This is a genomic window from Trichocoleus sp. FACHB-40, from assembly GCF_014695915.1.
GTDB lineage: Bacteria > Cyanobacteriota > Cyanobacteriia > Cyanobacteriales > FACHB-T130 > Funiculus > Funiculus sociatus.
The window spans coordinates 36,698-49,029 of the sequence record NZ_JACJPF010000110.1 but is presented as its reverse complement, the minus strand read 5'-3'; the positions used below and the strand labels follow the sequence as shown (position 1 = coordinate 49,029).

At 45.4% G+C, this 12,332-nt stretch carries 11 protein-coding genes; 6 read left to right on the top strand and 5 right to left on the bottom strand.

The annotated features are described in order from the left end of the window. The first annotated feature begins 73 nt into the window (after window positions 1–73). The 4 genes from H6F63_RS26830 (at window position 74) to H6F63_RS26815 (ending at window position 3,443) form a co-directional block, all read left to right on the top strand. Complete coding sequence (locus H6F63_RS26830) at window positions 74–256, top strand: hypothetical protein (protein WP_190444617.1); 183 nt, start codon at window positions 74–76, stop codon at window positions 254–256. Window positions 257–412: 156 nt separating this feature from the next. Further along, window positions 413–2,353 (top strand): serine/threonine-protein kinase, encoded by a 1,941-nt coding sequence (locus tag H6F63_RS26825; RefSeq protein ID WP_190640353.1) that lies wholly within the window; start codon window positions 413–415, stop codon window positions 2,351–2,353. Between the two features lie 165 nt (window positions 2,354–2,518). Further along, entirely contained in the window at window positions 2,519–2,986 is a 468-nt protein-coding gene (gene smpB, locus H6F63_RS26820; RefSeq protein WP_190426023.1) for an SsrA-binding protein SmpB, read from the top strand. Between the two features lie 151 nt (window positions 2,987–3,137). Continuing rightward, the gene (locus H6F63_RS26815; protein WP_190640352.1) at window positions 3,138–3,443 is read left to right on the top strand and encodes a WGxxGxxG family protein; all 306 of its coding nucleotides are present in this window, start codon (window positions 3,138–3,140) and stop codon (window positions 3,441–3,443) included. A 79-nt stretch (window positions 3,444–3,522) separates the two neighbouring features. On the opposite strand, the gene H6F63_RS26810 is transcribed toward H6F63_RS26815, so the two are convergent. From H6F63_RS26810 to H6F63_RS26790, 5 genes are all read right to left on the bottom strand, one after another. After that, window positions 3,523–4,956, bottom strand: a complete 1,434-nt coding sequence (locus H6F63_RS26810; RefSeq protein WP_190640351.1) for an IctB family putative bicarbonate transporter — start codon at window positions 4,954–4,956, stop codon at window positions 3,523–3,525. Between the two features lie 103 nt (window positions 4,957–5,059). Further along, window positions 5,060–6,664, bottom strand: coding sequence for a GAF domain-containing sensor histidine kinase (locus H6F63_RS26805; protein WP_190640350.1), 1,605 nt, complete (start codon window positions 6,662–6,664; stop codon window positions 5,060–5,062). Between the two features lie 270 nt (window positions 6,665–6,934). Next, window positions 6,935–7,675 carry a GUN4 domain-containing protein gene (locus H6F63_RS26800; RefSeq protein ID WP_190640349.1) on the bottom strand — a complete coding sequence of 247 codons (741 nt, stop codon included), beginning with the start codon at window positions 7,673–7,675 and terminating at the stop codon, window positions 6,935–6,937. A 124-nt stretch (window positions 7,676–7,799) separates the two neighbouring features. Continuing rightward, window positions 7,800–8,294 carry an adenylyltransferase/cytidyltransferase family protein gene (locus H6F63_RS26795; protein ID WP_190640348.1) on the bottom strand — a complete coding sequence of 165 codons (495 nt, stop codon included), beginning with the start codon at window positions 8,292–8,294 and terminating at the stop codon, window positions 7,800–7,802. Between the two features lie 84 nt (window positions 8,295–8,378). Further along, window positions 8,379–9,065 carry a response regulator transcription factor gene (locus tag H6F63_RS26790; RefSeq protein ID WP_190444623.1) on the bottom strand — a complete coding sequence of 229 codons (687 nt, stop codon included), beginning with the start codon at window positions 9,063–9,065 and terminating at the stop codon, window positions 8,379–8,381. A gap of 867 nt (window positions 9,066–9,932) precedes the next feature. Between H6F63_RS26790 and H6F63_RS26785 the strand changes: the two genes are divergently transcribed. Continuing rightward, complete coding sequence (locus tag H6F63_RS26785) at window positions 9,933–10,670, top strand: PEP-CTERM sorting domain-containing protein (RefSeq protein WP_190640347.1); 738 nt, start codon at window positions 9,933–9,935, stop codon at window positions 10,668–10,670. Window positions 10,671–10,770: 100 nt separating this feature from the next. After that, window positions 10,771–12,195 (top strand): NADP-dependent isocitrate dehydrogenase, encoded by a 1,425-nt coding sequence (locus tag H6F63_RS26780; protein ID WP_190640346.1) that lies wholly within the window; start codon window positions 10,771–10,773, stop codon window positions 12,193–12,195. Window positions 12,196–12,332: the final 137 nt, after the last annotated feature.

Here is a 12,332-nt window from a genome sequence, read left to right as displayed (position 1 = left end):
GTCTTGCAAAAAATCGCGCAACGGCTGAAAACGATTTTGGCACAGAACAACGCGCCTAACTCCACCTACACGGGTGAAAACAATTAATCAGACACCGCAAGTAAGCTTTGCGCTTTCATCCGCCCTAATTATTGGATGTTACAGCTTATTGGAAAAAAGTGCTGAGTGGGAGGACGTGAGAGAAGGTTTACGCAAGCGATCGCGTCTTACCGAAAAAATACTAACCCAGCTTGCGAGGGCATTGTACGGCGTTTAGGGCGATTTCCTTGCTGTTGCTGGGGTTCTGGGTATGCAACCCGCAAGCGATCGCTTTCCACAAGATCCGGAAAGACAGGGAAATTCCCGAAAAAATATATATATATTCTAGATGTGCGTTTAAAAGCCACTGTATAAGGAGCTGGCAATCCACCCAATGATCGGCAAAATAGTAAAAAGTCGTTACCAAATTGTCCAGCTCCTGATCTCTGGGGTTTTTGGGCAAACCTATATTGCTGAAGACCTTCACCAAACAGGCAACCCCAGATGTGTTCTCAAACACTTCAATTTTGCCACTCCAGTCCCCAACCTCTCTTCAATTACAAAGCGTAGGTTTATCTGTGAAACCGAAACTTTAAAGAAACTAAAAGATAACGAGCATATTCCCCAACTATTAGACTACTTTGAAGAAAACCAAGAATTTTTCTTAGTGCAAGAATTCATTCAAGGTCATCCGCTGAGTGCGGAACTGCCAATCAGCAAAGGCTGTGTCAAACGGTGGACTCAAAGTCAAGTTGTACAGATGCTGCAAGATATCTTGTGCATTCTTGACTTTGTTCACTCTCAAGGTATCATTTATTGCGATATTAAACCGAACAATATCATTAGACGCTCCGGAGATGGCAAGTTATTTCTAACAGATTTTAGCGCAGTTCAATCGCAGCATTTTACTATAGATAAAGCCCAGAGTAACACTACCCTGGCTATTAGTGGGTTGGGGTATATTCCCGCCGAGCAACTGATAGGACATCCCCACCCAAATAGCGATATTTATGCTCTGGGAATGATTGCCATCCAAGCACTGATAGGTGTGGAACCAGCCCAACTAACAGAAGATCCGGTTACGGGGGAGGTGATTTGGGAGCATCATTTGCCGCTAGAAGCAATGTATGAATCACCTCTAAATGAGTTAATTTCGGTGCTAAAAAAAATGGTACGCTATCACTTTCGCACCCGCTACCAATCAGCATTTGAAACATTACAGGCGCTGCAACCGTTAACCGTAAAGATTTCGGAGCCAGAAGTCCTAGAGGCGGACTGTATCCGAATGTCGGCTGGTAGGCAAGAAGTGTTGAGCCGAGCCGTAATTGTGGAAGCGGGTTTACGCCGCCTCTTACCCTTCTCGAAAGTATGGGGCGGGGAAACGGCGAGTATACAAGAAGTGTTAACAAACCCGCCCGTAGAGAACTCTGAAGCACTTGTTAGGCAAAATTTATTTAACCCAAATGTAAAAAAAATTCCTACTTCTCCTGTTCTTACTGGAGTTACTATAGGTATTGCAGCTAATAGTTTAGTAATTGCGGGTGGAGTATATTCTTTGCTGCAAGCGTTTCCCTCAGAATCAACATCAGGAACTTTAGTAACGGCGCAGGAAAAATATCAAAATGGAGATTTCAAAGGCGCGATCGCGCTGGCTAAGTCCATTCCTTCAAAAAGTACCGTCTATCCAGAAGCTCAAGCCGCTATCCAAGAGTGGAGCCAAGATTGGCATACCGCCGCTACTCAATTTAAAGCCGCTGAACAAGCATTTAAGGAAAGCCGATGGTTAGATGTCGTAGTTGCCGCTCGTAAGATTCCTGATGTTCCTTTTTGGGAAAAGAAAGCCGAGCCAATCCTCCAAAAAGCGCAACCCAAAATAGAAGCAGAAGCAAAACAATTAATTCAAAAAGCCTATGAAAAAGCTTCAGAAAAAGACTTTACCAGCGCTGTTAACTATCTGAAATTAATTCCTAAAGATACGGCAGATGTAACAATTCAACAAAAATTGGTAGAATATACTGAGAAAGAGCGGATTAAATCTGAATATTTGTTACAACAAGCATACGAAAGAGCCGCCCAAACAAATTTTGCTGGTGCCTTAAACTATCTCCAACAGATTCCTCAAGACACTCCCACCTACGCTCAAGCTCAAGCCAAAATTGCTGAGTACACCAAAAAGCAGCACATCCAGACTGAGGCTCAAAAGGCTGCAATATCAACCGCCAAGTCTTCTTCAGCCAACAAAGTGTCATCCAGCAGCAACACCAAGGAGAAGTATCAAGATATTAACCCTGGTAGCCGCCTCCAAGAAGTTACTATTAAAGTCCGTTCCCGATAGTTATGCAAAGCAGGGACTGGCGACTGAGGAAATTATTCTCGTTCCTAGTTATAGACTGAAAACCGAGATAATCAGGAGAATTTGCCTGTCTCCCTCTTCTGGGTTGTTGCGATCGCTTGCATTTTAAGGCTACGTTAAGACAAGTTTTTCCACAGCTGGGTTGCGATGAGTGAAAAGAACGAAGGTATTAAAATTATTAGCGATAACCGACAAGCCCGTTTCCTCTATGAAATTTTGGAAACCTATGAGGCTGGAATTGAGTTAACTGGTACAGAAGTTAAATCGATTCGCCAAGGTCAGGTTAATCTGCGAGATGGCTATGCTTTGATTCGCAATAGTGAAGTATGGCTGATAAACGTCCACATTTCGCCGTACAAGGGTATCGGCGAATTTTTCAACCACGACCCCAGGCGCACGCGCAAACTGCTGCTGCACCGACAGGAAATCCGCAAACTGATTGGCAAGGTGGAACAGCAGGGCTTAACTTTAGTTCCTTTGAAAATGTATTTAAAGCGGGGTTGGGTGAAGCTAACAATTGGGCTTGGCAAAGGGAAAAAGCTGCACGATAAGCGCGAAGACATCAAGAAACGTGAAGATAAACGCGATATGGAACGAGCCATGAAAAATTACTAAACTCAGAAAGTGGGGAAAAAGTGCATCTTCTATATCTATAGTTAGAGGGAACAACCAGCTAACTTTATAGCCACAGATTGATTCTATTTTTGGGGAAGAAGTCTACCTTTATAAGTTAGGAACTCACAAAGCACTTTACTTAATTTAACTTATGAAGCGTTCTAATTTGTCGAAAGTTGTTGGAGCTGGCGTTCTCACCGTGAGTATGGCACTTCTCCCCTTAACTATGCCCGCCTCTGCTCAAACAAATCCCGATAATACAACTACTGTAGACCCCGCTACTTCGGGCCAAGATGTTGCTGTTGAGAACGAAGATGATGGTTTCGATTGGGGCTGGCTGGGCTTACTTGGTCTGGCTGGTTTAGCTGGGCTGGCTGGCCGCAAGAACCATGAGCCGACAGCATACCGCGACCCCGATCCAGCAAGTCGCACTGGTAGTACTGGATATAGAGAGTAAAAAGATTAAAATTAAAAAAAAAAGCAGAAAGACGAAAAAATCTTTCTGCTTTTTTTTTCATAAGAGAAGGAGAAAATTATCAAACGCGATCGCTATATCCCGAACTCCTGGGCAAAGTGCGATCGCTTGCAGGGGAGACAATGTAATAACTAGCAATTAACGCCACCATCATCCACCAGAGAGTATTAACTTCCGGTCGGTACCAGACTGTATCTACCAACCCGTGTCCCAGCAAACCCAACATAGCCGCAATCGCCGCCATCAGCCAAAACCCGTCGCGTCTTTGTACTTCCCGCAACCGAGTGAGTTGTAACCATCCCTGGTTAAAGGTGACAATTAGCAGCCACATAAAACTGGTAAATCCGATAAAACCAGTTTCTACAAGCAATTCCAGAAAGATAGAATAGGCACTCAAAGCGTTATAACGAGGAAGCTGATACACCGGATAGATTTTATTGAAGACAACATTACCAGGGCCAATACCCAGAATCGGGTAATCCCAGATCATTTCTTTCACCGCACTCCAGACATTGAGCCGAAAATTATTGCTGCTATCCTTGCGACCACTAAACATACTGAAAACGCGATCGCGTAATGGTTCCACAAATAGTAACGCCAACAATACTACAACCGCCGAACTTCCCAATAACAACGGTAGCGACCAAGTTCGCCAGAAAGGAGACATCTGGATACTCCACCAGAAAACCACCATCATCCCAAACGCGCCCAGCAAAAATATTAAGGCAATCCAACCGCCGCGGCTAAAAGTTAAAACCAGACAGGCAGAGTTTACCACAAACATCGTCAACGCTAAGGCTTTGGGAACCCAACCACGCCAAACGAAAACAGCTGCCAAAGATAAAGCGATCGCAGGCAACAGATAAGCTGCCAGTAAATTAGGATTACCCAGGTAACTGTAAACTCGCGTAGTTTGAGACATGGGAGACGTGGGATCTGTCCAAGTTGCCAAAGCTTCTGCCCCAAAAAACCACTGCCGCAACCCATATACACTGACAATCAACGCCACGTGCAAGTAGACGGTAATAAGTATTGAGCGCAGACGAGGCGATCGCAACACCCGCGCCATCAGCGCAAAAAACAGCAAATATAGCGTTAGCTTCGACCATCCCTTAAAAGCTGCTTCCTTCTCCGGAGACAAAGCCGTTGCTATCGTAGCAATACCCCAGTACAGCAAAACCAGCCAGTGAATAGGTGTCACCTTTGGGGAGCCTTGGACGTACCCCCGATCATCCGAGAGTGTCAGCAGCGCCCAAAAACCAGCACCAGCAGCCATTAACACGCCGATCAGTACATTTGACACGAAAGGAGCTAAAACAAACACTAAAGCTACCAACACAGCTCCTATCGCTTGCTCCCACTGCATCAGCCAGCTACTTTGCCGCCAAGATCGCAGGATACCAACCAACCGATGTAAATAGCTGGTGCTTTGCCACTGATAAAGCGGCAAATTGGACATGGTAAATCGTTGCCAAAGAGTTATGTAATTGGTCATTTGCTAATTGCTAATTGTTTAAGCGCTAATTGCCATTAGCCATTAGCCGTTAGCAATTAGCCATTACCTATTCCCAAGTACATAGTCTATAGCCCATTGTCAGTCAATCGTCAAATGTTTCTTCACTCTCCATTGGCGGCAAGCTGACAACATAGCGATAACCTGCGTCTGGAGAGCCTTGAACAGAAATTTGTCCGCCATGAATTTCCGCCAACAGACAGCTGAGTAAAAGTCCAAGATTTTCGCGAGAGTTGCTATTGCTCTGTTGCTGCCCAGATACTGGTTCCGGACTGGGAGGATTAGCGGTACCAGTACCATTCAGCAGCATTGGATTAGCTGCTTGGAGGCACGACATAGATGATTGCGATTGCTGAGTGTGGGTGATGCTGGCTTGCAGCGACGCTTCTGAGCGCTCCGAGAGCGTCGAAACTTCTGAATGCGAGTAAAACTCAATCTGAGGCAGACCATCTCCTAACCAAGGGTGAGAAACCCAGACAGAAATGTTCAGCCTTTCGCCTTTGCGAGAGACATGAATGCGAACCACACCACCCGCACTGCCTGAGTTAATTAAATTAAAAATCAGGTAGTAGAGAATTTGCCGCACCTTATCCTTATCCAGCAACCAGATGCGCTTACCAGGTTCTATTGATAAACGAATCTGTTGCTGCCGCCCAGACGCAAACTGTTCCAAGCTATTAATTGCCTGCTGACAGAGCATTTCAATGTCCACAGACGTAAAATCGAGTTTTTGGCTACCTTCATCTAGCCCTCCCAGAGACAAAATTTCATCCACTAGCGAAACTAAGTGGCGTCCGCTGTGGTGGATAATTTCCAGATACTCCTTCTGCTTAGTTGTTAATGGCCCGTAAACTTCGCGACCCAAAACACTCGCCATCCCCATCACCGAAGTTAGTGGGGTTCGCAGTTCCTGGGACAGCTGAGATAGCAGTTTAGCTTTAACAGAGGTAGTTGCAGATGGGTTGGGGGCTGAACGGGTCAGGGAAAGCAAATCGCTCGAATTCAGGGGAGTAGCGGCGTTGTATCCTAAGTGATCGTATGAGTCTGGTGGGGCGTGTAGCGACGATTTAGCAAACCATTGACTGCTGGAGCTGATACGCTGTGGCGAATCCACTTGCCGCGTTCCCAGAAGCAGAAGGTTTCGCTCATATTCGCTCAGGCTCCAGCGTGCCATGAGTGCCAAGAATTCAATATCTTTGCTGGTAAAACTACGAGGCACTAAATCCATTACTGCCAGCGTACCCAGACAAATTCCATCAGATGTCAGCAGTGGGGTGCCTAAGTAGGAACGGATGCCGTAGTGCTGCACCAGCAAACTCTCAGCAAATATTGGCTGGCAAAGCTTGTCATTAGTATCGTAAATTGCCAATACCTGATGACTATCTACTACATAAGCGCAGAAGGTTTCATTGCGTGGGATTTGCCGCGAAGTCGCTAGCTCGTTCATCAGTCCCACTCGCGATAAACCCACAGCTGACTTGAGCCACTGGGTTTCTTGTGCTATTAAACCCAAAAAGCAGATTGGCGCTTCCAAAAAGCGGGCTGCTGTTTGTGTAGCTTCCTCAAAAACTGGAATTATTTCTGTTTCCAGTAGCCCCAACTCTCGCAAAGCCTTGAGTCTTTGTTGTTCTCTAACTTGTGGTGTCAAACCATCCAAACGGCAAAAAAGTCTACTTTCTGGGCCTACCATTACTATCCCTACCCCCATACACGTTGCTTGTATGACATCATTAATAATTTCCAGCTATATTTAGCGTTCCCGAATCAAGCCAATAATCAACACGTTCAGGAAAGATTGCCTAAAAAGCTGAACAAGCAAGGATGAAGATAGGTAGGATGCGTTAGGTTAAAGAGCGATCGCAACATTGCTAACTTAGTCGGTCTTCGAGAGCGCTGCTATCGGTTGACGCGAACCACATAATAGCGTTAACGCTGACGAAATGCGATCGCTCTTTAACACTCAAGATTCAGGACTTTTATTCAACCAGGCGGGATGAGATAGCAATGAGGCAATTACCCGGACACCTCGCAGCTGATTGGACAGAGGCAGATGACCTTTAGGAGCGGACAGATCCCAGGTAAACCCGTTGGGGTATCGAGTCCAGTTGTTTCCGTTCTTCCAGCCGATTTTCGGCCAGAATTTTAAGAAGTTTTTGCCGACACCCAACCAAATTTCGTGCTGCACTCCAAAGCCAAATTTCCCTTCTGAGTAGACGAACCACAGGTTATTGATGGTTTGCAAATCCTTAATGGGGAAGTTTTCTACTTCAGTAAAGTACAACCATTTTCTCTGCACGGCATCAACGCCTGCTAATTCACACATTTTTTGCAGGGTGATCCGGTCAGCTGAAAGAAAGTCCTGTTTTTTGAGCAGCTGTTGCAGGGGTGTGTAGTCGATGCCGCGTTCTGAGTTTAGCGGTACGATCCCGTTAGGGAAATGGGTTTGCAGAAATTCATCTGCGACTTTTGAGTTGGCGCTCTCAAGGGTCTGGTAGGCTTTGAAAGCAACCAAAGTGGCAGGGTTTGACTTGCTTTGAAGTAAAAATTCCATCAGTACCTCTAAACCGGATTCTCCAGCTTTTATGAGTTCCGGAATGAGTTGTAGTTGCCCTGCTGGAGAACCCGACTCGAACTTGAAGCGGAGGGCGGCGATGTCGTTAGAGGTGGTGTCTGGTAGATCGGCAGTCTTTGGGTCAATCATGAAGCAAGTTTCAGTCTGTTGTCTTTTTTCCGTAAGCGTTTGAACGTTTGAAGATTGGAGACGCTGGAGGCGTCGTGAGAACGAGAATCCCTACCCAACGTTTCAAAGTTTCAATGACCTATAACTATTGACTTGAGTGCAGGATGCGGTCAATAAGTGCTGTGGTCGAGGTAGGAATTTCCACTTTGACTAATTCTATCCGCCCCCCGTATGCCAAAACAGCTGGTGCTTCTGGCAGGGTTTGTGTGCTGTAGTCGCCTCCTTTGACATAAATATCAGGTTTGAGTGCTTCAATTAAGCTAGTGGCGGTTAAGGTGTCGAAAATCACTACCCCATCGACGGACTTTAGGGCAGCGAGAACTTCTGCGCGCTGCTGTTGGGGAACTATAGGTCGAGGAGGCAATCCCTGTTTGTGCGGTTTGATGGCACTGACTGAGCGATCGCTATTTAACCCCACCACAAGCGATCGCCCGAAGGACTTTGCTATTTGTAAATATCTCACATGACCTGCATGGAGTATATCAAAGCACCCGTTAGTAAATACTAACGGTCTCCATTGCGACTGATCCTTCGCGATCGCTTGACTTATTTTACTCAATGTGTAAACGCTGGTAATCATGGCTAATAGTTAATAGCTAATAGCTAATGGGTAATGGCTCATGGCTTTTAACAATAAGCAATGAACAAGCAACTAGCATTTCCTCTATAGTTGCTCCTCATTGCTGGGACGGCGGTATCCGCGTTCAAAGGCAAAGCGAACCAGTTGAGAGCGATTGTCTAGCTCCAGCTTACCGAGGATGTTACTCAGATGGGTTTGAACTGTGCGGGGACTGATGAACAAGCGATCGCTAATTTGTTTGTTGGTAAAACCTTGAATTACCTCCCAAAAAACTCTTTGCTCTGCTGGGGTTAAGGGCAGTGACATCACTGGGGGAACATCTGAGTATTGTGATTTCTCTTCAGCAGGGGCAGCGCTGGTAGCCAGCTGCTGCATTAACCGTACCATTTCTGCATTGATGCGGCGCGATCGCTCTAGCTGTGCCTCAATTTTTGCAACTAATTCCCGTGGATCGAAAGGTTTTGTCAGATAATCATCTGCTCCTATTGTGTGTCCTTGAATTCGGTCTTCTAATTCTCCTTTTCCTGATAGAAATATAAACGGCACTAATTGTCCTGAAGGTATCCCTCGCAGACGGCGGCAAAATTCCAGACCGTCCATTTCTGGCATCATGACATCACTAACCACTACATCCGGTGCATCTTGTTCAAAAACAGTTAATGCCTCCATACCAGAACTTACATCCTGAACCTGATACCCTTGGGTTTGCAGGTAGCGTGTCAAGACGGTTCGCAGGGTTCTGTCATCATCAACGACTAATATTTTTTTCATCGTTATTCTAGAGGGCCCTTACCATCCATATCAGCCATGCTCTGCAAACTGGATTATCCCGCTTTATCGTGAGTTGTGTTATTGGAAAGTACAGAGGCTGGTTGTGCAGCATATATCTTTTTTATATCAGCTTGTAAATAATCGGCAGCGTTAGCAGTGTCTCAACCAGTGGTAGTGAAACTGGGGTATAAAGAGGTATCGCACGGGGGCGATCGCGCTCGATCTACCCTACTTCAGCATAATGGCTGATGTCTGACTGCGCTCAATGCTGCATCGAAAACCATTCGACAGCAAAAAATGGCTGTTATGAGCTATAATATTTTTCCTACTTTGTCAGCGCTTTCTGGCTTTAAGTTGATAAAAATGAAGCAGGCGCGATGTTCTAGCTGAAATACTCGCAGAAAACCACTGAGTATTTTTGCTTAAGCATTTGGTTGAAAGCGCAGTAGCTTAAGCAACCACTACCAAATTGTTCTCTAAAACTAATGCTGATATTGCAGCATTAACCCCATATTTTTTAACATTTAAACTTTCCCCACTTCACCAAAATGGCGGAAATTATCAAATATATCTTAGATTACCTCTCCAAATTCGCTCGGATATTTATGCCCCAAAACTTCCCAATAAATACTTAAAGTAAGTATTTATAACTTCCGCAGAATTACTTAGTTTTTTAAAGCAACCTTGTTTTACTTTATTGCCCTTTGCCACATAGCTGATTTCTACTCTGATTTACTAAATAGTTAAAATAAATAAATAAAACATATTTTTTGGGAGAAAAATCCCCAATATGCACTTGTAAAATGCGCCTAAAAAGTGGCATAATTTTTGTAGCAAAGACTACAAAAAATCAAGTTAACAAAGTATATGACAACCTGCCATACATTTGTCACCCTGTCCCTTGCCGCACTGGGACTAATAGCATCGCCTCATGCAGCTAGTGCTTACAGCCTCAGCCATTTGGACACAGATACAGACTATAATGCGCTGATCGATCAACTTTCCTTTGTTCCCGAAGGTCGAATAGGGTCTAACTCAATCGGTGGAACGACTTACGAACTCGATATCCATGACATTGTTAATAATAATTTTGTCATTTTGGATCGGGATGAATTTGTCTGGTCAAATGGCACAGCAACACCTTTTACCCTTGCGTACCAAGCAGCTACCCAAAATGTCAGCTACACCGTAGGAGGTAAAACCTTAACCTCGACCGCCACCGGCCCCTTTACAGACATTTTAATCCGCACCAGAGCTACCAAGCCCAACTCCAAAATTGAAGTTAACAATTTATTCCTAAACGGACTTGCCCTGAATAATTCTTCTGTTGCGGATGCAAATGGAGACAGCTTAGACTATCTGCGAATTAGAGGTCTATCTGATAAAACAGATTTTCTCCTCACTGGACAATCAATTATGAGTTGGTTAGGAGCAACCCCCTCTCAATCCCAGCTTGCCTATCAAATCAAAGTTGGCACGACAGTAGAGGGGCCATTGTCAGAATCAGAGTCAGTTCCAGAGCCAGCCTCTATGTCCCTATTTTCCTTGATTGTCGGTGGCATTGCCTGGATGAGGAGCGGGCGGCGTAGCAAACAAAAAGCTTAAAATTCAAAAAAGCTTGACTTGAGCGATCGCAAGCTTTGATGATCTGGTAGCCTTCAAAAAAGCATTGTCTGGCTCAGACTAGACTCAACAAGAGTGTAATATGTACGAAAAGATCGCTCCCCCCGAAACAGGCTCCAAGATTACCTTTAAAAATGGGGAACCCATTGTCCCAGATAACCCAATCATCCCCTTCATTCGCGGCGACGGCACGGGAATAGACCTCTGGCCCGCATCTCAAAAAGTCTTTGATGCCGCCGTCAAAGAAGCCTACGGCGGTAAACGGCAAATTAGCTGGTTTAAAGTCTACGCAGGTGATGAAGCCTGCGAAAAGTACGGCACATACCAGTATTTGCCCCAAGACACCCTCGACGCGATTAAAGAGTATGGGATTGCCATCAAAGGGCCACTGACAACGCCAATTGGAGGAGGCATTCGGTCGCTGAATGTGGCATTGCGTCAAATTTTCGACCTCTACTCCTGCGTTCGCCCCTGCAAGTATTACGCAGGTACGCCCTCTCCCCACAAAACTCCAGAAAAACTAGATGTCATCATCTACCGAGAAAACACAGAAGACATCTATCTAGGAATTGAGTGGCGACAGGGCAGCGAAATTGGCGACAAACTGATTAAACTGCTCAATACTGAGTTAATCCCCGCGACACCCGAACACGGGAAAAAGCAAATTCCCCTCGACTCTGGCATCGGCATCAAACCAATTAGCAAAACGGGTTCCCAACGTTTGGTGCGCCGTGCCATGAAAAATGCCCTGCGACTCCCCAAGAACAAGCAGCAGGTGACGCTGGTGCATAAGGGCAATATCATGAAGTACACTGAGGGCGCTTTCCGCGACTGGGGCTATGAACTGGTAACTACAGAGTTTCGCGGCGAGTGCGTTACTGAACGGGAATCTTGGATTCTGAGCAACAAAGAGCGTAACCCAGATATTAGTTTAGAAGAAAACGCCCGTCAGATCGATCCTGGGTACGATGCCCTTACGGAGGAGAAAAAAGCCCAAATCTGTCAGGAAGTTGAAGATGTCCTCAACTCCATCTGGCAAACTCACGGTAACGGTCAGTGGAAAAACTTGGTGATGGTAAATGACCGAATTGCGGACAGCATTTTTCAACAAATTCAGACGCGACCGGATGAATATTCCATTCTCGCCACGATGAATTTGAATGGGGATTATCTCTCTGACGCAGCTGCTGCGATTGTCGGCGGGTTGGGGATGGGGCCTGGAGCCAATATTGGCGATCAATGTGCCATCTTTGAGGCTACTCACGGTACTGCTCCTAAACACGCTGGTTTAGACCGGGTAAACCCTGGTTCGGTGATTTTGTCGGGGGTGATGATGCTGGAATTTATGGGCTGGCAAGAGGCAGCGGATTTGATTAAGAAAGGGCTTGGTGAAGCTATTTCTAACCGCGAAGTGACTTATGATTTAGCGCGGTTGATGGAACCACCAGTAGAGCCACCTCTGAAATGTTCTGAGTTTGCAGAGGCGATTATCAAACATTTCAATTGATAGTTGTCAGCTGTCCTGATTAATTGAAAGAGTTTTGAGTTATTAATTTTAAATTAGTAACTCAAAACTGGAATTTCACTGACTTAAGAGTTATTTATTGGGTACTGAGTAAGCGTTACCTAACGTCTTCCTAATAT

What these genes read in the sequence shown, in the direction of transcription:
- H6F63_RS26790 (WP_190444623.1), bottom strand. Translation starts at nt 9,065, where the DNA reads ATGAAAAAAATATTAGTCGTTGATGATGACAGAACCCTGCGAACCGTC.
- H6F63_RS26825 (WP_190640353.1), top strand. Translation starts at nt 413, where the DNA reads ATGATCGGCAAAATAGTAAAAAGTCGTTACCAAATTGTCCAGCTCCTG.
- H6F63_RS26800 (WP_190640349.1), bottom strand. Translation starts at nt 7,675, where the DNA reads ATGATTGACCCAAAGACTGCCGATCTACCAGACACCACCTCTAACGAC.
- H6F63_RS26805 (WP_190640350.1), bottom strand. Translation starts at nt 6,664, where the DNA reads ATGGTAGGCCCAGAAAGTAGACTTTTTTGCCGTTTGGATGGTTTGACA.
- H6F63_RS26785 (WP_190640347.1), top strand. Translation starts at nt 9,933, where the DNA reads ATGACAACCTGCCATACATTTGTCACCCTGTCCCTTGCCGCACTGGGA.
- H6F63_RS26795 (WP_190640348.1), bottom strand. Translation starts at nt 8,294, where the DNA reads ATGATTACCAGCGTTTACACATTGAGTAAAATAAGTCAAGCGATCGCG.
- H6F63_RS26815 (WP_190640352.1), top strand. Translation starts at nt 3,138, where the DNA reads ATGAAGCGTTCTAATTTGTCGAAAGTTGTTGGAGCTGGCGTTCTCACC.
- H6F63_RS26780 (WP_190640346.1), top strand. Translation starts at nt 10,771, where the DNA reads ATGTACGAAAAGATCGCTCCCCCCGAAACAGGCTCCAAGATTACCTTT.
- smpB (WP_190426023.1), top strand. Translation starts at nt 2,519, where the DNA reads ATGAGTGAAAAGAACGAAGGTATTAAAATTATTAGCGATAACCGACAA.
- H6F63_RS26810 (WP_190640351.1), bottom strand. Translation starts at nt 4,956, where the DNA reads ATGACCAATTACATAACTCTTTGGCAACGATTTACCATGTCCAATTTG.